The following is a 23,966-nucleotide window of genomic DNA, read 5'->3' as shown; positions in this document are numbered from 1 at the left end:
GATCACGCCGCCGTCGAACCAAACTCCGGCACCGCATCCTTCAGGATGGCCCTGATCGTCACCCGATCGTCGTTTGCGATAGCCTGCTCAAGCGCGCCGAGCCATTTCCGGATCGTCTGCATCGGCGGCTCGTTGGGTTTGGCCGCCATGACGCCGGCGACGCCGATCTCGACGGCGGGTTCCTCATTGGCAAACAGGATCTCGTGCAACCGCTCTCCGGGCCGCATGCCGCTGAATACGATCTCGATATCGATACCGGGCTCCAGGCCGGACAGGCGGATCATGCGCTCGGCCAGTTCGACGATCTTGACCGGATGGCCCATGTTGAGCACGTAGACCGAGACGTCGGCGCGCGCCGGCCCCGGCGTCAGGGCATGGGTCGCGGCGGTAAGCACGAGATCGCAGGCCTCGCGGATGGTCATGAAATACCGGACCATCTCGGGATGGGTCACCGTCACCGGCCCGCCCGCCTCGATCTGCGCCTTGAACTTCGGCACCACCGAGCCATTCGACGCCAGCACATTGCCGAACCGTACCGAGATGATGCGCATCCTTGGCCCGCTGCCGGCCTTGACCGCGAGATCGTGGTCAAGCGCCTGGCAATACATCTCGGCAAAGCGCTTGGTCAGGCCGAGCATCGAGACCGGCTCGATCGCCTTGTCGGTCGAAATCATCACCATTGCCTCGGCGCCCGCCGCGAGCGCCGCGTCGGCGACATTCACCGACCCGAAGATGTTGGTCTTGACGCCCTCGCTCCAGTCGCGTTCGAGGATCGGAACATGCTTCAGCGCAGCGGCGTGAAACACGATATCCGGCTTGAACTCCGCCATCAGCCGCATGATGCGTTCACGGTCGCGGATATCGGCAATCCGGCCCTCGATGGCAGCGCCGGTATCGCGCGCCGTCAGCGCTTCGGTCACCGCGTAAAGCGCGGGCTCGGAATGTTCGAGCACCAGCAGGCGCGCGGCGCCGAACGTCGCGACACGATCGCAGATTTCCGAGCCGATCGAACCGCCGCCGCCGGTGACGATGACCGCCCTGCCCTTCACCAGCGTTTCAAGCCGCGCGTAGTCGATCTCCACGCTGGAACGCAGCAACAGGTCCTCGACCGCGACCGTGGTCAGCCGCGGCGCGTCGCCGCCCTCCAGCGACGGCAGGCGGCTGACGGGCAACCCGAGCCGGCGCGCCCGCATCAATACGGATTCAGGATGCGCCTCCGGCTCGAACGCCGACGGGGTCATCACCACGCGTGTGATCGGCTTTTCACGCCGGGCGAAATCCCGGATCACGTCCTCGATGTCGTCGATGCCTCCGAGCACCGGAATATTGCGGATCGACTGGCCGCGATCGGCCGCCGAGGGCGACAATACGCCCACCGGCCATACCCGCGTGACGGCGCCGTTCTCGATCCCGCGCAACAGCACCTCGGCATCGGCGGCACGGCCGATCAGCAAGGCCGGCGAGGCGCCATCGGTACGGGCGTGGCGGCGGACACGGGTGTAGCGGAAATACCGGTACGCAAAACGCAGCGCGCTCAGGAACGATATTTCGAGGAACCAGAACAGAATGATCGTGACCTTGCCGGCGAAAAACGCGCCGTGAACGTTGGGCGCGACCAGAATGTAGTCGAGCACCAGCAGCGCCAGCGCCAGCACCGTGGCAGCGCGCAGGATGTTCAGTGCATCGGGCAACGAAATGAAACGCCATTTCGTGGTGGTCAGGTTGAAGACGTAGCAGACCACCATACCGAGCACGACGAAATAAGGCAGGATGCGCAGCAACAGCGGCACGCGGACATAGAAATAGTCGCCGCCGTCGAAACGCAGATAGAAACTGGCAAAAAGCGCAATCGCCGTCGCCAGCGCATCATGCAACGCAATCAGCGCGTTGCGCGAGGTCAGGTTTGAAAGACGCATCATTTCACTGGCCGGTGGCGGACGACATGCGGGTTATGACCTGCTGATAACTCATCTCTCGCGAGCATGCCAGCCGTCATGCCGCGCCGGAATTTCTCTGTGACGCGCCGCGCCGGCCCGATTGCAGCACCGTTCCGCCGGCGATGCCCACCCCGAGGACATACATCCAGCCCTCGTGAAAATCGAAGATGTGAGAGTTGAACAGCGAGGTGAAAATATTCTGCACCACCACCATCAACCCGATCCAGGCCACCAGCCCCTCGCCGCGGAACAACAAGAGATGCAACAGCCACATCGCGTACAGCACGACAATTCCGACCGTGCCCCATTGTACCGCGACGTTGAGCGTTTGATTATGCGGATTGCCAATCACTTCGGCGGCCGCGCCGGTCTGGCCGACGGCAGCCTGTTCGAACAGCCCACGCGTCGAGCCGGTGCCATGCCCCAAGATCGGAGCCTCGGCAAAAAACCGCAGCGATTTTTCCCAGAACTCGATCCGCAGGCCCATCGAGGTCGGGATGTTCTGCTCCTTATATAACCGATAGTCCCGCGAAAATGTCCCGACGGTCTTGCGCAATTGCGACGACGTTACCCAGGCCAGTCCCGCGAACGCGGCGACCAAGCACGAGATAATCACGATGCTGCGCCATCTCAGATGCATCAGCGCGAACACCGCGAGCATGATCGGCATCGTCACCAACGCCGTGCGCGACACCACGACGAAGGCCATGTTGACGACGAAACTCAACGCCAGCGCGCAGAGCAGCAACGCCGGCACGACTTTCCTTTCGCGGAACAGTGTGATCACCGGAAAGGCGAGCGTGACCGCGCAGAGCGCGAATTCCTGGCTCTGGTCGATATAGTTCTTGACGAAGATACCCGGCTCCATTGTGGAGATCGCCTTCGACTTGAGCGTGAGGCCCGGATCGAACAGCACGATCCACGACATCACCATCAGGAGCGCGCAAGAGACCAGGAACGCCTTGAATACCCAGGTGCCGCGCGCCGAGCGTTCGTAATGATAAAACAGCAGCGGCAGCACCAAGAGTTTCGCGGTCGGGCTGATGGCGTAGAGCCGCGCGCCCCAGGCCGCGTCCGACCACAGGGTTCCGACCACGGCCAGCGCGAACAACGCCAGCGGAAAGACACATATTGGACGCTTCAGCAGCGCCGCGAACGCTCCAGGGTCGATGGTCGGCACCACGGCGACGATCCAGGCCACCGCGAAGATGGCGACCAGCGAGGTCGACCACGGCAACGAGAGCGCGAGCAGAACGGCGGCGATGTCCGCCGCCGTGGCCCAGACCAGCGGATCGCGCCAGACCGGCTGCATCCGGCTGGCCGGCGAGGTTGCCGCCGCCACACTCACGCCCCGTTCCCCCGTGCGCGATTCACCAGCGAGGTGGTGCTGAAGCCCGGCAGGATATCAACTAGCCGCACTTCGCCGCCATGGGCTTCGACCACCTCGTGGCCCACCACCTGCTCGCGGGTGTAGTCCGAGCCCTTCACCAGCACGCTCGGCTTGATCCGCGTGATCAGATTGATCGGCGTGTCCTCTTCGAACAGCGCCACCAGGTCGACCGCTTCCAGTGCCGCCAGCACCTCGGCGCGCGCGCGCTCGTTCTGGACCGGGCGGCTTTCGCCCTTGAGCCGCCTCACCGAGGCGTCCGAGTTCAGGCCCACGATCAGCCGGTCGCAGGCGGCGCGTGCCGCCGTCAACAGCTTGACGTGGCCGGGATGCAGGATATCGAAGCAGCCATTGGTGAAGCCGATTTTCTGGCCCTGCTTGCGCCATTCCCGCAGCTGCGCATCGAGATCGCGGCCATCGGCGACGATTTTTTCCTCGGCCGCGAGGAAGGCATGCGGCAGTATCTTGCGCCGCAGCTCCGTCGGCGTCACCACCGCCGCGCCCTGCTTGCTGACGGCGACCGCGGCCGCCGCGTTCGCCATCCGCAGCGCGGTCTCCCAATCGGCGCCGGCCGCAAACGTCACCGCGAGCGCGGCGGCGACCGTGTCGCCCGCGCCGGAAACGTCGCGGACCTTGACCGGAATGCCGGCGACGTGGATCGGCTCACCCTGGCGCGGCACCAGCGTCATGCCATGCTCGCTTTGCGTCACCAGCACGGCGTCGCAATCCGCAAGCTGCATGATCTCCTGCGCCGCCTCCGCGATGCCCTTGTCGCCGCCGAAACGGCTGCGCGTGGCTTCGTTGAATTCCTTGCTGTTGGGCTTGAGCAGCGTCGCGCCGCGATAGACCGCCAGATTCGGATTCTTGGGATCCACGATCACCGGCTTGCCCAGCTTGCGCGCGGCATCGATGATGTTGCGGATGACGCGCGCCGTCAGCACGCCCTTGGCGTAATCGGACAGCAGCACGACGCCGACATTCGGCAAATGCGGCAGCACGGCATCGATCAGCTTCTGCTCGATATCGGCCGAGGCAGGCTTCGCCAGTTCCCAATCCGCGCGCAGCATGTGGGTGGAGAAATGCTCGGAAACAAAGCGCACCTTGCGTGTCGTCGGCCGGCCGGGATCGCACACCAGCATGCTTTCGATCAGGCTTTCCCGCTCCAGCGCCGCCTTGAGCCTGGCGCCGGCATCGTCCTCGCCGATCAGTCCGACAAAGATGCAGCGCGCGCCAAGCGAGGCGATGTTGCGCGCGACATTGCCAGCGCCGCCGACATCGGTCTCGCTGCGCTGAACCGCGATCACCGGCGCGGGCGCTTCGGGCGAAATCCTCGACACCTCGCCATAGACGAATTCGTCGAGCATGAGGTCGCCGACGCACAGCACGGTCTGGCGGGCGATCGCATTTGACAGGACGTCAAAATCGAACATTAGCTCTCGTCATCTGTTGCGGTCAGCGGAAACGATCGTCGCGATCGAGGAAGCCCTGGACGTAAGCGCTCACCGCATCTTCGAGCGCCGTGAAACCGCCATTGTACCCCGCGCGCAGCAACCGATCGACCTCGCTTTGCGTGAAATACTGGTAACTGCCGCGAATCTGCGCGGGCATATCGATATATTCGATATTCGGCGGCGCTCCGAGCGCGGCGTAGGCGGCGAGCATCAGATCCCTGAAGCTGCGCGCCTTGCCGGTTCCGACGTTGAACAGGCCGCTGACCGATGGCGTCGCCAGCAGCCACATCATCACCCGCACCACATCGTCGACGTAGATGAAATCGCGCCGCTGGTCGCCGTCGGCGATGCCGTCCCGGTGCGACTTGAACAGCTGCACCACGCGGCCCGCCCTGATGTCGTCGAAGCGCCGCGTCAGCACGCTCATCATCGGGCCCTTGTGGTATTCATTGGGCCCGAACACGTTGAAGAATTTCAAACCCACGCATTGCGGCGGCAATTTTTCGCCGCGCGCCGCCCGTTCGGCCACCGCCATGTCGAACAGATGCTTGCTCCAGCCGTACAAGTTCATCGGCCGCAACGTTTTCAGCGCCGGCAGCGACGGGTTGTCGTCAAACCCCTGCGCGCCGTCGCCATAGGTCGCCGCCGAGGAGGCATAGATGAACGGCGTGGCGTTGGCCGTACACCAGTCGAGCAGCCGCATCGACAGCCGGAAATTGGTCTCGATCACCAGATCGCCGTCGGTTGCGGTGGTCTCGGAAATGGCGCCGAGATGGACGACGGCGTCGAGCCGGCGGCCGTTCAGCCAAGCCATCAATTCGGCCGGCGGCAGGATGTCGGCGAGTTGGCGCTTGGCAAGATTGCGCCATTTGCCCTCGTGGCCGAGCACGTCGCAGACCGCCACGTCGGCGCGGCCGGCGTCATTAAGCGCGGCAACCACGTTCGATCCGATAAAACCGGCGCCCCCGGTCACCAGCAACATGAAAATCCCTGCCTTGAGTGTGCCGTGTCAGCTTTGCCCCACTCCTGGCCGGCAGGCAATGTGGGTCAGGGGACAAGACGACAGCTTTCCACCCACTTGCCTTTACCTCGTTGCCGGGAGCAGCTACCTGCGTGACCGGGCGAGCGTGGCAAATTCAGTATTTTTATGAATAAAGATTCACTTATTGGCGGCAATGTGGAGGAACGGGAAGATACCCGGCCGATCCTCATCATTCCCTATATGTGGATCGGCGATTTCGTCCGTGGCCATACCGTGGTGCGGGTGCTGAAACAGCGCTGGCCGAACCGGCCGGTCGATCTGCTGGTGACCTCGCTATGCACCCCGCTGGTCGATTACATGCCCGGCGTGCGCGCCGGGATCGTCTGGGACCTGCCGCGCGGCCGGCTGGCGCTTGCCAAGCAATGGGGGCTGGCCAAGCGCCTGCGCGCCAACCATTACGGCACCGCGCTGGTCCTGCCCCGCACCTGGAAATCCGCGATTGCGCCGGCGCTGGCCGGTATCCCCGAACGGGTAGGCTTTTTCGGCGAAGGCCGTTTTGGCCTGATCAATCAGTTGCGGTGGGGCGACAAAGCCCTGCCCCGTTTCATCGATACCAATGCGGTGCTTGCGCTGCCGGACGGAACGCCCTTGCCGCCAGAATGGCCGGTGCCGCAGCTTCGGGTTCCCCCGGAGCAAACCGCGCACTGGCGGCAGGCCAACGGGCTCGGCGCAGCTCCGGCGGTGGCGCTGGCGCCGGGCTCGGTCGGCGCATCCAAGCGCTGGACCTATTACCCGGAAGCGGCGCGGCTTCTGGCCGAACAGGGCCTGGATGTCTGGGTGGTCGGCGGCCCCGCCGAAAAAGCATTGGCCGCGGAGATCGTGGCCGCAGGCGGGCCGCGTGTCCGCGATCTCACCGGCACCGATCTGCGCAACGGCATCCTGGCGATGGCGGCGGCGAGCGTGGCGATCTCGAACGATTCCGGGTTGATGCATATCGCGGCGGCCCTCGGCACGCCGACCATGGGCATTTTCGGTCCCACCAGCCCCTATCACTGGGCCCCGCTCAACGGCCTGGCCGAGACGATCCAGACCAGGACCGTGGTGCCATGCCAGCCCTGCCACCGTCCGGTCTGCACCATGAACGACCATCGCTGCATGCGCGACATTCCGGCTTCCGATGTCGTTGCTGCCGCGCAGCGGGTGTTGGCGGAGTCCAAACTTCACTGATGGACCCGGCTGGAGTTCAGGCGGTGCGAAGCATCGTCTAGAGACGCCGCCACCTGCTCTCCCTCATCCTGAGGAGCCTGCGTCAGCATGCGTCACGAAGGATGGGCTACCGGGCCTCATGGTTCGAAACGTGCTTCGCGCTCCTCACCATGAGGGTTTTCCCCTTCCGCGAGGAAGGGCGGTAGCAGCGCGCGATAGACATCCGCGATCCGGTTCGCTTCCACATCCAGGCTGAACTTCTCAACCACGCGTGTTCGTCCGCGCATCCCCATCGCGGACGCCGACGAAGGCTCGCGCATCAGCGGCTCGAGTGCTGCGGCGAGCGCGCCGGCATCGCCCGGCGGGACCAGCACGCCGGTCACGCCATCCTCCACCACGAGCGCCGCCGCGCCCGCGCGCGCGGCCACCAGCGCGGCGCCCACCGACATCGCCTCGATCAGCGTCAATCCGAAACCCTCATTGCGCGAGGTGAAGGCGTAGATCGTGAGCCGCTGATACCAGCGCTGCACCTCCGCGATCGGCACCTCGCCGGTGATGACGATGCGCGATTGCAGATTCGCCGCCTCGATCCGCTTTTTGAGATCATTGGCGAAGGCGGTCTGCTCGACGGCGATGGCGCCGACGATGACCGCGGTGAAGTCGGGATAGCGCGGCAGCAATTTGCACATCGCCTCGACAAATAGGTCGGTGCCCTTTTGCGCCCGCACTCGGCCGAAACAGCCGATGGCGTAGCGGCCCGGCAATCCGGCTTCCGCGAATGCCGCGGCGCGATCGGCCGGCGGCGCGTAGCGGTCGGTGTCGACGCCATGCGGAATTACGATCGCCTCGCGCTTGAGAAACGACGCCGAGATGTCGCTGGTCGCGATGATCGCATCCATCCGCCGGATCAGCCAGCGCGTGATCCAGCTGTGGTGACGCTGCGCTGCGGATGTGAACACCAATTTCAGCGGCCAGCCCAGCGACCGCAGCACGACGCCGATGATCATCTCGTTGTTGCGGCGCGCGTGCCAGATCAGCGGCGTTCGCCGCCGCCACAGCTTCAAGAGATCCGCAGCGCCCATGCGCGCGATGCCGTCGGGCGCGTCCGAACCGAACCAAGCGGCGTGCAACAGTTTCGCGAGTTTCGGCGCGACCATGCGGTTGGTCGCGGTGACGCCGGAATAACGCCGGTGCAGATTGGGCACGATCAGTTGAAGACCGTCAGCAAAGCCATTTTCGATCGGCACATACAACTCCGCATTTTACGCAATCCCTATACGCAACATTAAGGATGGTCGCCAGTTCGGCGTTGCTGAAACCCGCTCTTCACCCGGCCACGGCTAGCATTGCCTCAACAAATAACAAACAGGTAGGCTTATGACCGTGCTCGTTACCGGCGGCGCCGGCTATATCGGAAGTCACATGGTTCGTGCGCTGGCGGATGCCGGCGAAAGCGCCGTCGTGATCGACAATCTTTCCACCGGCTTTTCCGCTTTCCTGCCGGAAGGCGTGCCGCTGTTCATCGGGGATGCCGCGGACGAAAATCTCGTCGAGGGCGTGATCGCGGCGCATGGCGTGGAGAGCATCGTTCATTTTGCCGGCTCCGTGGTGGTGCCGGATTCGATGCGCGACCCGCTCGCTTATTACCGCAACAACACCATGACGACACGCAGCCTGCTCAACGTCGCGGTGAAGTGCGGGATCAACCGTTTCATCTTTTCATCGACGGCAGCCGTGTACGGCAATCCGGATCGCGTGCCCGTTCCCGAGAACGCGCCGACGCGGCCATTGTCGCCCTACGGCTCCTCGAAGCTGATGACCGAGATCATGCTGCACGACGTCGCCTCCGCGCATGGCATGAACTATGTCGTGCTGCGCTATTTCAACGTCGCGGGCGCCGATCCGCTGGCGCGCATCGGTCTTGCGACCACCGGCGCCACACATCTGCTTAAAATCGCCGTCGAAGCCGCCACCGGGCAGCGGGCCAAGATCGATGTCTACGGCACCGACTACCCGACGCCGGACGGAAGCTGCATCCGCGACTTCATCCATGTCAGCGACCTCGCGCAGGCCCATCGCGCGGCGCTGGCGTTTTTACGCAACGGCGGCAGTTCGGTGACATTGAACTGCGGAGATGGCCGGGGTTATTCGGTGCTCGAGACCATCGAGGCGGTGCGGCGCGTCTCCGGGCGCAATTTCGCCGTTCAATATGCGCCGCGCCGGCCGGGCGATATCATGTCGATGGTCGCCGACACCAGCCGCATCCGCGCGATGCTGGATTGGACGCCGCAATACGACAATCTCGAAACCATCGCCAGGCACGCGCTGGCGTGGGAAGAGAAGCTGCTCCACGAACGGAACAGCGGCCTCCAGCACGCCGCGTCCGCTTAAAACGGGGCGAGCGCAAGCCCTGATTCGGCTTGAAAAACGCCGACATAGCAGGCAAGGAGTCATTCGCTAAGACCCTGACGCGCCGGCCGATATCCGGCCCGCGCCGTCAATGGAACACGAATGACCGAACTTCCGAAGAAAATCTCCGACGACCCCTATGGCGCGGCGATCCTGATCCGCCGGCTGGTCATGGAACAGGGAGCCGTCTATTGGCGGCGCTATCTGCTTGCGTTCGTGCTGATGGGCGTCTCGGCCGCGACCACCGCAGGTTCCGCCTATCTGCTCGGTCAGGTCATCAACAAGGCCTATGTCGACAAGAACATTCCGGGCATCGCCATCCTGTCGGCGGTGACGGTCGTGATCTTCATCATCAAGGGCGCGGCGACCTACGGCCATACCGTGATCCTATCGCAGATCAGCAACGCGATCCTGGCCAACAACCAGCGGCGGCTGTTCGCCAAGCTGATGAATGAAAGTATCGCCTTCTTCTCGACCCGGCACTCATCCGAATTTCTGGCACGGCTGACCGCGGGCGCGAACTCGGTCACCCAGGTGTTGAGCCTGCTGATCAACGCGGTCGGGCGCGATCTGTTGTCGCTGATCGCGCTTGTCGTCGTCATGGTGACGCAGGACCCGCTGATGTCGCTGCTCGGCTTCCTGGTCGCGCCGCCCGCCATGATCGTGCTGCGCAAGCTGGTGAAGCGGATCAAGGGGCTGGCGCACAACCAGTTCACCGGCACCGCCGACATCATGGAAACCATGCAGGAGTCCCTGCAGGGCATCCGCACGGTGAAGGCCTTCACGCTCGAACAGACCATGCGCGAACGCATCGATGTCAGCATCAGCGCGGTCGAGCGCAACGCCAACAAGATGGCGCATGTCACCAACCGCTCGAGCCCGCTGATGGAAACGCTGGGCGGCTTCGCGATCGCGGGCGGTCTGATGTATGGCGGCTATCGCGTGGTGGCGATGGGCTCGACGCCCGGCCAGTTCTTTTCATTCCTGACCGCGTTCCTGCTGGCCTATGAGCCGGCGAAGCGGCTGGCGCGGCTGAACATCGAGCTGAACAGCAATCTGATCGGCGCGCGCAAGCTATTGGAAATCGTCGACGGCCCGGCCAGCGAGCCTGCCGACGACGACAAGCCGGAATTGAAGCTGACCGAGGCGCGGATCGAATTGCGCGATGTCAGCTTCGGCTATCGCGCGAACGAGCCGGTGCTCAACCACATGAGTTTCGTCGCCGAGCCCGGCAAGGTCACCGCGCTGGTCGGCCCCTCCGGCGGCGGCAAATCGACGGTGCTGGCGCTGCTGCTGCGCTTCTACGACGTGACCAGCGGCGAGGTCCTGATCGACGGACAGGGCCTCTCGAAGGTGTCGCGCAAGTCGCTGCGCCGGCAGACCGGCTATGTCGGACAGGACGTCTACCTGTTCCGCGGCACCATCCGCGACAACATCGCCTTTGGCAAACCCGACGCCAGCGAGGCCGAGATCATCGCGGCCGCCAAGGCCGCCTGTGCCCACGAATTCATCACGGGCTTTCCGCAGGGCTATGACACACCGGTCGGCGAGCACGGCGCGCAGCTATCCGGCGGCCAGCGCCAGCGCATTGCCGTGGCGCGGGCGCTGATCAAGGATGCGCCGATCATCCTGCTCGACGAGGCCACCGCCGCGCTCGATTCCGAATCCGAACAGCAGGTGCAGGAAGCCATCGAGCATCTCTGCCAGAACCGCACCACCATCGTCATCGCCCACCGCCTGCACACCATCATGCATGCCGACGCCATCCTGGTGGTCGAGGGCGGCGAGATCGTCGAGCGCGGGCGGCACGACGATCTGCTGCGCCGTGGCGGGCGCTATGCCTCGTTCTTCCGTCTTCAACATCGCGAGAGCGGCCCCGTCACACTGGCGCCGGTCAGCGCAACCGCGTAAAGCTGGCACCCGAATTCCGTCCGTAAAAAACCTCCGAGACCCCTTCATGAACGCTGCATCCTTTGTCATTCCCGCCGCTCCGCAACCCGCGATCCCGGTCGCGGGCGAATCCAAATCGTTCCCGGTCCGGCGCATCTGGTGCGTCGGGCGCAACTATCTCGAGCACATCCGCGAGATGGGAAATGACGAGCGCGACCCGCCTTTCTTCTTCGCCAAGCATGCCGACATGATCGAGCCGGACGGCGCCACGATCCCCTACCCGCCGCTGACCAAGGACATGCACCACGAGGTCGAGCTGATCGTGGCGATGAAGAGCGGCGGCCTGAATATTCCCGTCGAAAAGGCGCTCGATCACGTCTACGGCTATGCGGTCGGCATCGACCTCACCCGCCGAGATCTGCAGCAGGCCGCGCGCAAGAAGGAACGGCCGTGGGAGATCGGCAAGTCCTTCGATCATTCCGCGCCCTGCTCGGCGCTACAGCCGGCCGCGAAAATCGGCCATCCCGCCAAGGGCAAGATCTGGCTTTCGGTCAACGGTACCGAGCGGCAGAAGGGCGACCTCACCGAGCTGATCTGGAGCGTCCCGGAGATCATCTGGAAGCTGTCGCAGCAGGTCGAGATCGGCGCCGGTGATATCATCCTGACGGGAACGCCGGCGGGCGTCGCCGCGCTCTCGCCCGGCGACAAAGTCGAATGCGGCGTCGACGGCGTCGGCACCCTGAAAGTCTCGATCGGCAAGCCCGCAGCGTAACGGCCGCGGTCTATCCCTGCAAAAAGCAAAGGCCCCGGACATTTTCGGGGCCTTTTTGCATGTTGATCCTATCGCGCCAGGGCTTGCAGGCCCTTGAAAGTCAGGCGTTTGGGATCCTTTACGCCGGACAGATAAAGCCGGCGGATGAAGGTCGTGACCATATCGCGATCACAGTCGGTCAAAGCCACCAGGGCATCGACGGCAATTCGCTGGGCGTCCATGGGCTCCTCGTGCTGACAGCAGCCTCAAGCCGCATAGCCTACACAGCATCGGTTAATCCGGTGTTAACCGTCTTCAAAATCACCGATTCGCGGCCAAACGCGTATACGCAAAACGACGCAGCACGCATGTGAATTCGGAATCAGACCGATACGTCGGTGATCAGGCCGGAGCGCTTGTCAGAACTGTCCTGAACCTGCTGCTTGACCATCTGCTGAATTTTTTCCTCGACCTTCTGCTGGTCGGCGGGGCTCATCGCGTTGAACTGGTCCTGGGTGAGACCCAGCTTGCCGAGCATGGAGGCGAACATGCGCTGGGCCGGCGTCATGTTGGCGTATTGCAGGAATTGCTGGACGATTGAATTGCCCTGAGCGGATTTCGGGGTCAGGCTCGATGACTGCTGGGCGCCGGAAGAAGAAGACGTGGCAGCCAGGCCCGAAGTCGGGGAAATTCCCGGAAATGAAATCGACATGGCAAACTCCGCAATGCCGTTCAGATCAAGCAACGGGCATGCCAGTCATCGAAAAATTAAAAGCCTCTCTTGTTCAAGGGATTAGAAGCACAGCGCCAGCGACAAAAATTGCCGGACAGGGCGCGACAGGAAAAACCTGCCGGGAAGAATATTCCGGCCTTTCGTCGCTGAGGCAGATGCCGCGTGAACGCCGATAGGCAAGAGAATGTCGACCGCAGGCGCGCAACACCGCCGGAGCGGCGCCAAACGCCGCCCCCGGGGTGGGACCATCCGGAAATAACGATCGAGAGAAACTCAGTACCGGTAGTGATCGGCCTTGAACGGGCCCTCCGGCTTGACGCCGATATAGTCGGCCTGGTCGGACCGCAGCGTGGTCAGCTTGACGCCGATCTTGGCGAGATGCAGCCGCGCCACCTTCTCGTCCAGCGACTTCGGCAGCACATAGACCTTCTTGCCGTATTTGCTGTCCGCATTGTTGGCGAACAGTTCGATCTGCGCCAGCGTCTGGTTGGTGAAGGAAGCCGACATCACGAAGCTCGGATGACCCATGGCGTTGCCGAGATTCACCAGACGGCCTTCCGACAGCAGGATGATGCGGTGCTTGTCGGGGAATTCGATCTCGTCGACCTGCGGCTTGACGTTGGTCCATTTCAGGTTGCGCAGGCCCGCGATCTGGATCTCGTTATCGAAATGGCCGATGTTGCAGACGATGGCGCGGTCCTTCATCGCCCGCATATGGTCGATGGTGATGATGTCCTTGTTGCCGGTCGCGGTGACGAAGATGTCGGCGCGCGGCGCGGCCTCTTCCATGGTAACGACTTCATAGCCTTCCATCGCCGCCTGCAACGCGCAGATCGGATCGATTTCCGACACCATCACGCGGCAGCCGGCCTGGCGCAGCGAAGCGGCCGACCCCTTGCCGACGTCGCCGAAGCCCGCAACCATCGCCACCTTGCCCGACATCATGACGTCGGTGCCGCGGCGGATGCCGTCGACCAGCGATTCACGGCAGCCATAGAGGTTGTCGAATTTCGACTTGGTGACGCTGTCGTTGACGTTGATCGCCGGGAACAGCAGCGTGCCCTTCTTCTCCATCTCATAGAGACGATGCACGCCCGTCGTGGTCTCTTCGGAGACGCCCTTGATGTTTTTAGCGATCTCGGCGAACCAGCCCTTCGGCTTTTCTTTCAACAGCCGCTTGATCAGCGCGAAGAAGACTTCCTCTTCTTCCGATCCCGGCTTGTCGAGGAACGCCACATCGCCCTGCTCGGCGCGCAGGCCGTGATGCACCAGCATGGTGGCGTCGCCGCCGTCATCGAGGATCATGTTGGGCGTGCCGCCGCCATGCCACTCGAACAGCTTGGCGGTGTAGTCCCAGTAATCCTTCAGCGTCTCGCCCTTGACCGCGAACACCGGAATGCCGGCTGCGGCGATCGCGGCGGCGGCGTGGTCCTGGGTCGAATAGATGTTGCAGGAGACCCAGCGGATGTCGGCTCCCAACGCCGCCAGGGTCTCGATCAGGACCGCGGTCTGGATCGTCATGTGCAGCGAGCCCGCGATACGCGCGCCCTTCAGCGGCTGCTTCGGGCCGTATTCCTCGCGGGTGGCCATCAGGCCGGGCATTTCGGTCTCGGCCAGCGAGATTTCCTTGCGGCCGAACTCGGCGAGCGAGATGTCCTTGACGATGTAATCGGTGAAGCCGGGCTTCGTGGCGGTGGCGGTCATGTAAGAAATCCTGTTCCTGAGCACGTCATTTCCGGTCGCAAGCCAAACCAGCGAACCCGGAATCCAAAATGTTCGAGATTCCGGGGCTGCGCCTCACGGCGCATCCCGGAACAGCATCGAGAGATCACATCGCGCGCTTGAGCGACTCGGCAAGATCGGTCTTCTCCCAGGAGAAGCCGCCCTCATTGTCCGGCGTACGGCCGAAATGACCATAGGCCGAGGTGCGCGCGTAGATCGGCCGGTTGAGGTCGAGATGGGTACGGATGCCGCGCGGCGTGAGGTCCATGACCTCGGACACCGCCCGCTCGAGCTTGTCCTCCGGCACCTTGCCGGTGCCGTGGGTGTCGATATAGATCGACAGCGGCCGCGCCACGCCGATGGCGTAGGCGAGTTGCAGCGTGCAGCGGTCCGCCAGCCCCGCGGCCACGATGTTCTTGGCGACGTAGCGCGCGGCATAGGCCGCGGAACGATCGACCTTGGTCGGATCCTTGCCGGAGAACGCACCGCCGCCATGCGGCGCCGCACCGCCATAGGTGTCGACGATGATCTTGCGCCCGGTGAGACCGGAATCGCCATCCGGACCGCCGATGAAGAATTTGCCGGTCGGGTTGATGTGCCAGATGGTCTTGCCGTTGATCCAGTCCTTCGGCAGCGCCTCGCGTACATAAGGCTCGACGCGCTCGCGCACCTGGCTGGAGCTCATGTCCTCGATCAGGTGCTGGTGCGAGACCACGATCTCGCGAACGCCGACCGGCTTGCCGTTCTCATATTGCACGGTAACCTGGCTCTTGGAGTCCGGGCCCAGCACCGTCTCGCGGCCGGCATGGCGGGCTTCCGAGATCAGCCGCAGGATCTTGTGGGCGTAGAAGATCGGGGCCGGCATCAGGTCCGGCGTCTCGTTACAGGCATAGCCGAACATGATGCCCTGGTCGCCGGCGCCCTCTTCCTTGTTGGTGCCGGGCTGCAAGGCGTCCACGCCCTGCGCGATGTCGGCTGACTGCGGATGCAACAGGATCTCGATGTCGCATTTCTGCCAGTGGAAACCTTCCTGCTCGTAGCCGATGCTCTTGATCGCCTCGCGGACCACGCCTTCGATGCGGTCGTTGGTGACCGATAACGGACCGCGGGTTTCGCCCGCGATCACCACCTTGTTCGTCGTCGCCAGGGTCTCACAGGCGGCACGGATCGCCCACGGGTCGATACCCGCCTTTGGACCCTCGCGGTAGAACAGGTCGACGATCTCGTCCGATATCCGATCGCAAACCTTGTCCGGGTGACCTTCCGAAACTGACTCGCTGGTGAAGAGATAAGACTCGCGCATCAACTAACCCCTGTTATCCGCCTCCGTTCGGCGGCCCGTTCCTGTGTCCCGAAATGTCAGTCTCGACGGCGCGAGATGACGTAGGATTCATCGTAAAACCAGAGCCCGTTATGCTTGCGCAAAACCTCTCTGGCGGCATCGAGAGTACGGCCGCTTTGGGCCGTTTCCGTCAACCGGTCATCCTCAATCTGGGCGACATACACTGCCGCATTCCACGCTGCAAAGGCCGTCGAGGTCCCGATCGAGCCCGTGACCTCGTTGGGCAGCGCCTCCATATCATAGCGAAAGACCGAACGGTTGTCGGCATAAGCGTTAAAATTAAGGTCGCGGCCGGCCGCCCCCAGTTCATATTTCACTGCGCGCAATAGCTCATGACGGCTGACTGAGAAAGGATTTTCTCCCGGCCATACGGTCTGGATCATCTCCAGGCCCGGATCCTGCCCGTGGGAGTGAATTCCAATCAAACGGCCCCCGGCCCGGAGCGCCCGCGCCAATGGCGCAATAATCCGCTTGGCGCGAAAATTCACAGAAGATTTTGCCCGATAGGGCTGGGACGCGATGATCAGGTCGAAATTGGCCTCGGAACGGCCGGCGCGCGGGATGATCGAATCCAGCAGGAACCGGTGGTCCTCCCGGTACAGCACGATCGCCACCGGCCGCTCATAGACCGGCATGCCGGAACGCGGGCTGACATTGGCCCGCCAGTTCTGCTCAAGAAATGGGCCAAGCTCGGCGATCTGGGCCTCGAACTCGCCCGATGAAGCCCCGCGCAGCGCCACCTCATGCCAGATCATCCCCGCGGCGGCCGCGGGCGAGGCCGGCGTCAGCCACGGCGCCTCGGCGTAATACATGTTGGTGAGCACAAAGACGGTCGCCGGATGCTCGAACAGCCGGTCCGGCACCTTGTCCAGCGTCAGCCGGACATCCTCCAGGCTGAGCTCCTTGCCGACAATGTAGAACGGCATATGCGGAAACCGGCCGTGCATCGAGCGCATCACCCGCGCCAGCACGGTGCCGTCGCCGCAGCCGGCGTCGAACACGCGCAGCGCCGGTGGCCGCGGATGGATACTGGACAATTCCAGCGCCACACGCTCCGCGATCACCCGCTTCTCGCTGCAGGTGTGGACGAACAGCAGGTATTTCTGCCGGTTCTCGAAAAAGCGGAAATTGCCCCTGGGGTCGCGCTTCTCCGGCGGCACGTCGAGGCCGCGCAGCGGCGCTACCCCGCCCGGCATCGAGGCCGCGATATAGGCCTGGATACGGTCCAGCGTATCGATGGTGATGCGCTTGCCCTCGCGCAAACGATTCACCAGCTTGCCGTCGTTGACGGCACGGCGGCCGAAGGTCGATTCCGCCATATCCATCTGGCGGCAGAATTCCGAGATCTGGCTGAGGATCTGGTCGTTCTTCATCGGATCCGGGGATTGGGAAGTCTGGGTGGGCAGCGGCAACTGTCCCAATTTTCCTATCACCGCTTGCCCAACAAGGGAATGAGCATCGTGGCCGGCAGGCGGCCCGGTCCGCTCGCCGTCACCCACTCCCGGCTTGGCTTGTTTGGCTTGGGCTGGATCTAGGCTGGGGTCTCGCTCAGCGCACGCCCTGGCGCTGCGTCACGATCGCCTGGTTGCCCGAGCCGTGTTGAACCACGGCAGACATATTGCCAGCGCCACTGCCGCTTTGAGCCACCGTCGCGAGGTTGTTGGTACCGGACTGCATCACGTAGGAGGCGTTGCTGACAGACCCCGGCGCAAACGGTGCCAGGGATTGAAGCCCGCGTAGCGGAGACGCCAGGGTCGAAGCTGACACCGCATTGGCATAGGACGACGCCGTCGTTTCGGTCGCGGCGACTTGATGCGCAACCTGCGAGATAAAGGCCTCGCTGGCCGAAGCGGGATTGGCCGCCAACATCAGAAACATCGTGAATCCGGTTGCAATGCGCATCGCCTGTCCCTTTCGATGCGGCATTGTCGGGACATCCGATTAACGCCCGGTAACGAAAAGGATCCAGCGTATTTCGCGGCTGGGGCGCCTACCGGCCCCAGACCTCTCTCGCCACTTCGACCACAAGGCGCAATTTCGCCCACTGCTCCTCCTCGGTGAGGATGTTGCCTTCCTCCGTCGAGGCGAAACCGCATTGCGGCGACAGAGCGAGTTGATCGAGCGGCACGAATTTCGCGGCCTCTTCCAGCCGGCGCTTGACGTCGTCTTTTTTCTCGAGCGCGCCGGTCTTGGAGGTGACAAGGCCGACCACAACGATCTTGTTGCCCTTCGGCAAGTAGCGCAGCGGCTCGAAGCCGCCGGCACGATCGGAATCATATTCGAGGAAATAGCCGTCGTAATTGGTGCCGGCCAGCATGGTCTGCGCCACCGGCTCGTAGCCGCCGGAGGAAATCCAGGTCGAGCGGAAATTGCCGCGGCAGACATGCGTCGTGATCGCCATGTCGGCCGGCCGTTCCGCGATCGCATAATTGATGATGCGGGCGTAGATTTCCTGCAAGCCATCGGGATTGTCGCCGCGCTCGCGCGCTTTCTTCAGTTCGTCCTGCGAGCAGAGATAGGCCCACACCGTGTCGTCGAATTGCAGATAGCGGCAGCCGGCGTCATAGAAGGCCTTGACCGCCTTGCGGTAGGTCTTGGCGAGATCCTCGAAAAACCCGTCGAGCTCGGGATATATCTCCTTCGAGATCAGCTTGCGGCCGCCGCGGAAATGCAGCACCGCGGGCGACGGGATCGTCATCTTCGCCGTGACATGGGCGATGTCGCACTGCCGCTTCAGGAACTTGAAATGATCCAGCATCGGGTGATTGTCCGGGAAATCCAGTTTGCCGATCACGCGGATGGCCTCATGCCGGGTCTGCACGCCCGCGAACTGGATGCCTTCGTCGGGGTGGAACAGTTCGCAGCCGGTGAGACCTTTCAGAAAATCGAAATGCCACCATGAGCGGCGAAACTCGCCGTCGGTCGCGAGCTTCAGCCCAGTCGAGGCCTGCCGATGCACGACCTTCTCGATCTCCATGTCCTCGGCCTTGCGCAGATCGGCGGCCGTGATCTCGCCCTTCTCCAGCCTGGCGCGCGCTTCCTTGATGCGCGGCGGCCGCAACAGGCTGCCGACTTCATCGGCGCGGAACGGGGGTTTGGTTCGCTGCATGGGTTTTTGCTCCCGAAATCAATCGTCTCTCATGCAATGACGGCAGACGTCCGGCATGGTCAGGACTTTCCCGCTACACCCAGATAGCGCTCGAGCGCTGCAGGATCGGCCTTCAGGTCAGCGCTCGCGGCATCATGCACGATCGCGCCGCGTTCCAATATCACAACGCGATCGGCAAGCCTGAGAATCTTTTGTGCATTTTACTCGACAATGATCGAACAGCTGCGACCGGAGCGGGTGATGCCGGGCACTTTTAACAATTCATCAACGATGATCGGCGCCAGCCCCTCGGTCGGCTCCTCCAAAAGCAACAGTTTCGGATTAAGCGTGAATACGCGGCCGATCGCCAGCATCCGCTGCTCGATGCCGGACAATACCATTTGCTTCGTTTAGCAGCAGGTTGCAATTTCACCGCATTCTTGTCCGACCACACGCTGGCTGTGCCTCACCGCGCCAACGCGTCAGAAGGCAACCCACTCCGTCAGGCCAACCCATAGCTCAATGCCGATCCGTAACCGCCCCGTCGCCATCCTGCTCGCCATCACCCTTTCAGCCTGCGTGCTGAGCGGATGCGGGACCATCAACGAGAAGCTCTCGGCCGGAATGGGCGATTACGTCCCGCAATGGCTCGGCGGCCTGCCTGCCGACGCGCCGCCCCGGCCCGGCACGCCAAAGTATGATGAATGGATGAAGGAGCGCGACCGCCAGCGGCTCGAGCCCGCGCCGCCGGCCGACACCACCAATCCGCAAGCGTCTTCGAGGCCCTCCGGGTCCAATCCCGCCCACTGAGTGCGCGCTCTTCCTTGCGCAAACCGGGCATGCCGGTTCGCGAAAAAACGGGCGTCAGCCCATGAACACGATGGTCTTGCGGCCGTTGAGGAGCACGCGGTCCTCCAGATGATGGCGCATCGCGCGCGCCAGCACACGGCGTTCGATATCGCGTCCCTTGCGGACGAGATCGTCGGGGGTGTCACGGTGGCTGATACGCTCGACGTCCTGATCGATGATCGGGCCTTCGTCGAGATCGCGGGTGACGTAATGGGCGGTGGCGCCGATCAGTTTGACGCCACGTTCATGCGCCTGATGATACGGCCGCGCGCCCTTGAATCCCGGCAGGAACGAGTGATGGATGTTGATGCAGCGGCCGGACAGCTTTGCCGAGAACTCATCCGACAGGATCTGCATGTAGCGCGCCAGCACCACGAGATCGGTCCCGGTTTTTTCAACCAGATCCCAGATCGCCGTCTCCTGCTCGCGTTTGGTCTCTTTCGTCACGGGCAGGAAGTGAAACGGGATATCGCCGAAATCGAGACCGCCATAGGTCTCGCGCGGATGGTTGGAGACGATCGCGGTCGGGATCATTTCCAGTTCGCCGGTGCGCCAGCGATAGAGAATGTCAACGAGGCAGTGATCGGATTTCGAGACCAGCAGCATCACCCGGCGGCGCGTGGCACGGTCGCGCATCTGCCAGGCCATGTTGAAACGTTCGGCGATCGCCGCAAACCCGGTTTGCAGCGCCGCCAACTCAACCGAGAGATCGGCGGCGGCAAAGACCACACGCATGAAGAAATGGTTGGTTTCGACATCGCCGAACTGCTGCGCATCGAGGATGTTCTGCCCGTTATGGGCGAGGAACGTCGACACCGCGGAAACGATGCCGGGGCGATCCGGGCAGGAGAGCGTCAGGACAAATTGAGAATCGGGCATGGGTCACTTGACCGGAATTCGGGGAGGGGAACAAACGCAAATTCGCGGTCCTGCTCTACCACTGCCAGCGCCCTTGCGCCAATCCCGGTAACGGCGCGAAGATAACAAACCACGGATAATATCAGGTAGAGAGCGTTTACGAGCGAAAGCCTGCCCTGGACTTGGATAGCGGGGTGGCGTCCGGTTCGCGTGGAGAAAACGCCTCAAAACAACAGAGCAAGATCATGGCTGACAGGCTCACTGGCTACCGCATCCTGATCCTGGAAACGCGCGAGGAAGCGCAATTCTCCCGCCTGCTCGCCGAGCAGGGCGCCGAGGTGGTGCAGTGCCCGATGTTCACGATCCACGACGCGCCCGATCCTGCGCCGGTCGAGGCCTGGATCAGGCGGTTCATCGACAAGCCTTGCGACGATCTGGTGCTGATGACCGGCGAAGGCCTGCGCCGGCTGATGAAGGGCGCGCGGCGGATCGGGGTCGAGAACGCCTTCATTGCCGCGCTCGGCCAGTCGCGAAAATTCACCCGCGGACCCAAGCCCGGCCGGGCGCTGCGCGAGATCGGCCTGGAACCGCAGGTCACGACGGAAAAGCCGACCTCCGAGGGCATCGCCGAGATGCTGTCGCGCTTCGACCTCAAGGGACATCGCTTGGGCTTGCAGCTTTATCCGGACAAGGACCATAGCCGGCTGACCGGCGCCATCACGGCCCAGGGCGCGCAGGTCGATGCCGTCCTGCCTTACGTCTACGACCCGCAGGCGGCCGAAACCAACATCATCACCGCGATCGACGAGATGGCCGAAGGCCGCATCGACGCCATCGCATTGACCAGTTCCGGGCAGATTCGCCGCCTGTTCGAGGTGGCCCAGGCCCGCCGCTGCGCGACACGGTTGCGCGAGGGACTGGCGCGCACGCCGATCGCGTCGGTCGGTCCGGTGGTCTCCGACGAGCTTGAAACGCTGGGCTTGCGCGCCAGCATCTCGCCGGCCGACGGGGCCTATTTCATGAAGCCGCTGATATCGGCAATGGCAGTGGAACTGGCGAAAAATCCGCCGCGGGCGGCAGTGAGTAATGAGAGTTGAAGTCATTCCGGGACGATACGAAGCATCGAACTACGATGTACAATCGCACATCGGAGAATCTCGAGATTCCCCGATGCGCAATTGCGCATCTGAGGTCTGGTGCTGGCGCACCATCCCGGAATGACAACAATTACTCGGCCGCCTGCCGATGCTCGCTCAAATACGCCTGATAGGCGAGCCTGATGCCCTCTTTTAGCGATGTGCTTGCACGCCAGCCCAGCCCGGCGAGACGGCTGACATCGAGCAGCTTGCGCGGCGTGCCGTCGGGACGCGATGGATCGAAGCTGATCGTGCCGCTATAGCCGACGGCCGCGGCGACCACGCGCGCGAATTCGGCGATGGTGATGTCCTCGCCGGTGCCGATATTGACCAGTTCGTCGCTGGAATAGGTCTTCATCAGGTGAATGCAGGCGTCGGCGAGGTCGTCGACATAGAGGAATTCGCGCCGCGGCGTGCCGGTGCCCCAGACCGCGACATTCGCGGCGCCGGAAACCCTGGCCTCATGAAACCTGCGGATCAGGGCGGCGACGACGTGGCTGTATTCAGGATGATAATTGTCGCCGGGCCCATATAGATTGGTCGGCATCACGCTGATGAAATCGGAGCCATACTGGCTGCGATAGGCCTCCGCCATCTTGATGCCGGCGATCTTGGCGATCGCATAGGGCTCGTTGGTCGGCTCCAGCGGTCCGGTCAGCATCGAATCCTCGCGCAGCGGCTGCGGCGCCAGCCGGGGATAGATGCAGGACGAGCCGAAAAACATCAGCTTCTCGGCACCGTTGATATGGGCGGCCTGGATCACATTGGCGGCGATCGCTAGGTTGTCGTAGAGAAATTCGGCACGCAGCGTGTTGTTGGCGACGATGCCGCCGACCTTGGCCGCGGCCAGGAACACCGCCTGCGGGCGCTTTTTGGCGAACCAGCCGAACACGGAGGCCTGATCGCGCAGATCGACCTCGGTGCGCCCGACCGTCAGCAGTTCGACGCCTTCGCGCACCAGCCGGCGCACCAGCGCCGCTCCGACCATGCCGCGATGGCCCGCGACAAAGACCGTCTTGCCTTTCAGCTCAAACGGAGTTCTTGCCATTGGCTGCCTCTTGCCTTGCGATCGCCAGATCGCCCGCCATCATTTCCTTGACGAGCGCGCTGAATGTCGTCCTCGGTTTCCAACCGAGCTTTTCGCGCGCCTTGGAAGCATCGCCGATCAAGAGATCGACTTCGGTGGGACGGAAATAAGTGGGGTCGATACGCACGATGGTCTTGCCGGATTTCTTGTCGACGCCGGTTTCATCGACGCCCTTGCCGCGCCATTCGATAGTGCGGCCGACCTCGGCAAAGGCCAGTTCGACGAATTCGCGGACCGACCGGGTCTCGCCGGTTGCCAGCACGAAATCGTCCGGCGCAGCCGCCTGCAGGATCAGGTGCATCCCCTCGACGTAATCCTTGGCATGGCCCCAGTCGCGCTTGGCTTCGAGGTTTCCGAGATAAAGCGTGTCTTCGAGACCGGTCTCGATGCGGGCGACGCTGCGGGTGATCTTGCGGGTCACGAAGGTCTCGCCGCGGATCGGGCTTTCATGGTTGAACAGAATCCCGTTCGAGGCATAAATGCCGTAAGCCTCGCGGTAATTCACCGTGATCCAGTAGCCATAGAGCTTGGCCACGCCGTAAGGCGAACGCGGATAGAATGGCGTGGTCTCCTTCTGCGGGATCTCCTGGACCAGGCCATAGAGTTCGGACGTCGAAGCCTGATAGAACCGCGTCTCCTTTTCCATGCCGAGAATCCGGATCGCTTCCAACAGCCTGAGCACGCCGAGCGCGTCGGCATTGGCGGTATATTCCGGGCTCTCAAAACTCACGCCGACATGGCTTTGGGCGGCAAGGTTATAGATTTCGGTGGGACGGATCTGCTGCATCAACCGGATCAGATTGGTCGAATCCGTCATGTCGCCATAATGCAGCAGGAACGGCACATTGCCGGCATGGCGATCTTCATAGAGATGATCGATCCGCGCGGTATTGAAGGAAGAAGAGCGCCGCTTGATGCCATGCACCGTGTAGCCAAGGCCGAGCAGATATTCGGCAAGATAAGCGCCATCCTGGCCGGTGACGCCGGTGATCAGCGCGACACGCCGCTTTGAATCCTGAACCGCCATGTCTTTGACCCCCATGTCTTCTCCAATAACGCACAGGGACAGCCCTGGGAATAACCGCCGCAAAAGCAGATAAAAATGCCGCTAAATCGCGCCCAGCCCGCTGGAGCCTCC

The 23,966-nt window shown here is 63.1% G+C and carries 21 protein-coding genes and 1 pseudogene; 7 read left to right on the top strand and 15 right to left on the bottom strand.

All coding sequences use genetic code 11. The features are described 5' to 3' along the window. Positions 1-2: 2 nt before the first annotated feature. The 4 genes from HB630_RS03690 to rfaD form a co-directional block, all read right to left on the bottom strand. Positions 3-1,919, bottom strand: coding sequence for an SDR family NAD(P)-dependent oxidoreductase (locus tag HB630_RS03690; RefSeq protein WP_213770111.1), 1,917 nt, complete (start codon positions 1,917-1,919; stop codon positions 3-5). A gap of 73 nt (positions 1,920-1,992) precedes the next feature. Further along, the gene (locus tag HB630_RS03685; RefSeq protein WP_213770730.1) at positions 1,993-3,249 is read right to left on the bottom strand and encodes an O-antigen ligase family protein; all 1,257 of its coding nucleotides are present in this window, start codon (positions 3,247-3,249) and stop codon (positions 1,993-1,995) included. 32 nt (positions 3,250-3,281) lie between these two features. Next, positions 3,282-4,754, bottom strand: coding sequence for a D-glycero-beta-D-manno-heptose-7-phosphate kinase (gene rfaE1 / locus HB630_RS03680; RefSeq protein WP_213770110.1), 1,473 nt, complete (start codon positions 4,752-4,754; stop codon positions 3,282-3,284). 22 nt (positions 4,755-4,776) lie between these two features. Further along, a complete protein-coding gene (rfaD, locus tag HB630_RS03675; protein ID WP_213770109.1) occupies positions 4,777-5,757 on the bottom strand; it encodes an ADP-glyceromanno-heptose 6-epimerase in 981 nt (326 codons plus the stop codon). Positions 5,758-5,922: 165 nt separating this feature from the next. On the opposite strand from rfaD, the gene waaF reads away from it, so the two are divergent. Beyond that, positions 5,923-6,984: a lipopolysaccharide heptosyltransferase II gene (gene waaF / locus HB630_RS03670; protein ID WP_213770108.1), complete on the top strand. Its 1,062-nt coding sequence runs from the start codon at positions 5,923-5,925 to the stop codon at positions 6,982-6,984. A 116-nt stretch (positions 6,985-7,100) separates the two neighbouring features. On the opposite strand, the gene HB630_RS03665 is transcribed toward waaF, so the two are convergent. Continuing rightward, complete coding sequence (locus HB630_RS03665; RefSeq protein WP_346656028.1) at positions 7,101-8,210, bottom strand: glycosyltransferase family 4 protein; 1,110 nt, start codon at positions 8,208-8,210, stop codon at positions 7,101-7,103. A 130-nt stretch (positions 8,211-8,340) separates the two neighbouring features. On the opposite strand from HB630_RS03665, the gene galE reads away from it, so the two are divergent. The 4 genes from galE (at position 8,341) to HB630_RS03645 (ending at position 12,387) form a co-directional block, all read left to right on the top strand. Beyond that, a complete protein-coding gene (galE, locus tag HB630_RS03660) occupies positions 8,341-9,354 on the top strand; it encodes a UDP-glucose 4-epimerase GalE (RefSeq protein ID WP_213770107.1) in 1,014 nt (337 codons plus the stop codon). A gap of 120 nt (positions 9,355-9,474) precedes the next feature. Beyond that, positions 9,475-11,283, top strand: a complete 1,809-nt coding sequence (locus HB630_RS03655; RefSeq protein ID WP_213770105.1) for an ABC transporter ATP-binding protein — start codon at positions 9,475-9,477, stop codon at positions 11,281-11,283. Positions 11,284-11,329: 46 nt separating this feature from the next. Next, the gene (locus HB630_RS03650; protein WP_213770104.1) at positions 11,330-12,034 is read left to right on the top strand and encodes a fumarylacetoacetate hydrolase family protein; all 705 of its coding nucleotides are present in this window, start codon (positions 11,330-11,332) and stop codon (positions 12,032-12,034) included. Positions 12,035-12,093: 59 nt separating this feature from the next. Further along, positions 12,094-12,387 carry a hypothetical protein gene (locus HB630_RS03645; RefSeq protein ID WP_213770102.1) on the top strand — a complete coding sequence of 98 codons (294 nt, stop codon included), beginning with the start codon at positions 12,094-12,096 and terminating at the stop codon, positions 12,385-12,387. Positions 12,388-12,395: 8 nt separating this feature from the next. Here the strand turns inward: HB630_RS03645 and HB630_RS03640 are convergent, their stop codons facing one another. The 7 genes and pseudogenes from HB630_RS03640 to HB630_RS03610 all read right to left on the bottom strand — a co-directional run. Next, a complete protein-coding gene (locus HB630_RS03640) occupies positions 12,396-12,725 on the bottom strand; it encodes a hypothetical protein (RefSeq protein ID WP_213770101.1) in 330 nt (109 codons plus the stop codon). 294 nt (positions 12,726-13,019) lie between these two features. Further along, positions 13,020-14,450 carry an adenosylhomocysteinase gene (gene ahcY / locus HB630_RS03635; protein ID WP_213770100.1) on the bottom strand — a complete coding sequence of 477 codons (1,431 nt, stop codon included), beginning with the start codon at positions 14,448-14,450 and terminating at the stop codon, positions 13,020-13,022. Between the two features lie 124 nt (positions 14,451-14,574). Continuing rightward, positions 14,575-15,771, bottom strand: a complete 1,197-nt coding sequence (gene metK / locus HB630_RS03630) for a methionine adenosyltransferase (protein ID WP_213770099.1) — start codon at positions 15,769-15,771, stop codon at positions 14,575-14,577. A 56-nt stretch (positions 15,772-15,827) separates the two neighbouring features. Further along, the gene (locus HB630_RS03625; protein WP_213770726.1) at positions 15,828-17,183 is read right to left on the bottom strand and encodes a hypothetical protein; all 1,356 of its coding nucleotides are present in this window, start codon (positions 17,181-17,183) and stop codon (positions 15,828-15,830) included. A gap of 175 nt (positions 17,184-17,358) precedes the next feature. Further along, positions 17,359-17,736, bottom strand: coding sequence for a curlin repeat-containing protein (locus HB630_RS03620; protein ID WP_213770098.1), 378 nt, complete (start codon positions 17,734-17,736; stop codon positions 17,359-17,361). A 64-nt stretch (positions 17,737-17,800) separates the two neighbouring features. Then, on the bottom strand, positions 17,801-18,919 hold the full coding sequence (locus HB630_RS03615) for a cobalamin-independent methionine synthase II family protein (protein WP_213770097.1): 1,119 nt from the start codon (positions 18,917-18,919) through the stop codon (positions 17,801-17,803). Between the two features lie 59 nt (positions 18,920-18,978). Next, positions 18,979-19,293: pseudogene (locus tag HB630_RS03610) on the bottom strand (ABC transporter ATP-binding protein); the annotation flags it as partial. A gap of 127 nt (positions 19,294-19,420) precedes the next feature. Here HB630_RS03610 and HB630_RS03605 point away from each other — a divergent pair. Then, complete coding sequence (locus HB630_RS03605; RefSeq protein ID WP_249780623.1) at positions 19,421-19,708, top strand: hypothetical protein; 288 nt, start codon at positions 19,421-19,423, stop codon at positions 19,706-19,708. A 54-nt stretch (positions 19,709-19,762) separates the two neighbouring features. Here HB630_RS03605 and purU read toward each other — a convergent pair whose 3' ends face one another. Further along, positions 19,763-20,626 carry a formyltetrahydrofolate deformylase gene (purU, locus tag HB630_RS03600; protein ID WP_213770096.1) on the bottom strand — a complete coding sequence of 288 codons (864 nt, stop codon included), beginning with the start codon at positions 20,624-20,626 and terminating at the stop codon, positions 19,763-19,765. Positions 20,627-20,850: 224 nt separating this feature from the next. Between purU and HB630_RS03595 the strand changes: the two genes are divergently transcribed. Next, complete coding sequence (locus HB630_RS03595) at positions 20,851-21,702, top strand: uroporphyrinogen-III synthase (RefSeq protein WP_213770094.1); 852 nt, start codon at positions 20,851-20,853, stop codon at positions 21,700-21,702. A 130-nt stretch (positions 21,703-21,832) separates the two neighbouring features. Here the strand turns inward: HB630_RS03595 and HB630_RS03590 are convergent, their stop codons facing one another. Together HB630_RS03590 and gmd are read right to left on the bottom strand one after the other, a co-directional pair. Continuing rightward, positions 21,833-22,789, bottom strand: a complete 957-nt coding sequence (locus tag HB630_RS03590) for a GDP-L-fucose synthase (RefSeq protein ID WP_276571578.1) — start codon at positions 22,787-22,789, stop codon at positions 21,833-21,835. Further along, positions 22,770-23,855, bottom strand: coding sequence for a GDP-mannose 4,6-dehydratase (gene gmd / locus HB630_RS03585; RefSeq protein ID WP_213770722.1), 1,086 nt, complete (start codon positions 23,853-23,855; stop codon positions 22,770-22,772). Before gmd ends, HB630_RS03590 begins: the two co-directional genes overlap by 20 nt. Positions 23,856-23,966: the final 111 nt, after the last annotated feature.

Source organism: Bradyrhizobium sp. dw_78 (assembly GCF_018449525.1).
In the GTDB taxonomy this organism is placed as follows: domain Bacteria; phylum Pseudomonadota; class Alphaproteobacteria; order Rhizobiales; family Xanthobacteraceae; genus Bradyrhizobium.
This window is presented reverse-complemented; position numbering and strand designations above follow the sequence as displayed.

What these genes read in the sequence shown, in the direction of transcription:
- HB630_RS03690 (WP_213770111.1), bottom strand. Translation starts at nt 1,919, where the DNA reads ATGATGCGTCTTTCAAACCTGACCTCGCGCAACGCGCTGATTGCGTTG.
- HB630_RS03685 (WP_213770730.1), bottom strand. Translation starts at nt 3,249, where the DNA reads ATGCAGCCGGTCTGGCGCGATCCGCTGGTCTGGGCCACGGCGGCGGAC.
- rfaE1 (WP_213770110.1), bottom strand. Translation starts at nt 4,754, where the DNA reads ATGTTCGATTTTGACGTCCTGTCAAATGCGATCGCCCGCCAGACCGTG.
- rfaD (WP_213770109.1), bottom strand. Translation starts at nt 5,757, where the DNA reads ATGTTGCTGGTGACCGGGGGCGCCGGTTTTATCGGATCGAACGTGGTT.
- waaF (WP_213770108.1), top strand. Translation starts at nt 5,923, where the DNA reads ATGAATAAAGATTCACTTATTGGCGGCAATGTGGAGGAACGGGAAGAT.
- galE (WP_213770107.1), top strand. Translation starts at nt 8,341, where the DNA reads ATGACCGTGCTCGTTACCGGCGGCGCCGGCTATATCGGAAGTCACATG.
- HB630_RS03655 (WP_213770105.1), top strand. Translation starts at nt 9,475, where the DNA reads ATGACCGAACTTCCGAAGAAAATCTCCGACGACCCCTATGGCGCGGCG.
- HB630_RS03650 (WP_213770104.1), top strand. Translation starts at nt 11,330, where the DNA reads ATGAACGCTGCATCCTTTGTCATTCCCGCCGCTCCGCAACCCGCGATC.
- HB630_RS03645 (WP_213770102.1), top strand. Translation starts at nt 12,094, where the DNA reads ATGTTGATCCTATCGCGCCAGGGCTTGCAGGCCCTTGAAAGTCAGGCG.
- HB630_RS03640 (WP_213770101.1), bottom strand. Translation starts at nt 12,725, where the DNA reads ATGTCGATTTCATTTCCGGGAATTTCCCCGACTTCGGGCCTGGCTGCC.
- ahcY (WP_213770100.1), bottom strand. Translation starts at nt 14,450, where the DNA reads ATGACCGCCACCGCCACGAAGCCCGGCTTCACCGATTACATCGTCAAG.
- metK (WP_213770099.1), bottom strand. Translation starts at nt 15,771, where the DNA reads ATGCGCGAGTCTTATCTCTTCACCAGCGAGTCAGTTTCGGAAGGTCAC.
- HB630_RS03625 (WP_213770726.1), bottom strand. Translation starts at nt 17,183, where the DNA reads ATGAAGAACGACCAGATCCTCAGCCAGATCTCGGAATTCTGCCGCCAG.
- HB630_RS03620 (WP_213770098.1), bottom strand. Translation starts at nt 17,736, where the DNA reads ATGCCGCATCGAAAGGGACAGGCGATGCGCATTGCAACCGGATTCACG.
- HB630_RS03615 (WP_213770097.1), bottom strand. Translation starts at nt 18,919, where the DNA reads ATGCAGCGAACCAAACCCCCGTTCCGCGCCGATGAAGTCGGCAGCCTG.
- HB630_RS03605 (WP_249780623.1), top strand. Translation starts at nt 19,421, where the DNA reads ATGCCGATCCGTAACCGCCCCGTCGCCATCCTGCTCGCCATCACCCTT.
- purU (WP_213770096.1), bottom strand. Translation starts at nt 20,626, where the DNA reads ATGCCCGATTCTCAATTTGTCCTGACGCTCTCCTGCCCGGATCGCCCC.
- HB630_RS03595 (WP_213770094.1), top strand. Translation starts at nt 20,851, where the DNA reads ATGGCTGACAGGCTCACTGGCTACCGCATCCTGATCCTGGAAACGCGC.
- HB630_RS03590 (WP_276571578.1), bottom strand. Translation starts at nt 22,789, where the DNA reads ATGGCAAGAACTCCGTTTGAGCTGAAAGGCAAGACGGTCTTTGTCGCG.
- gmd (WP_213770722.1), bottom strand. Translation starts at nt 23,855, where the DNA reads ATGGCGGTTCAGGATTCAAAGCGGCGTGTCGCGCTGATCACCGGCGTC.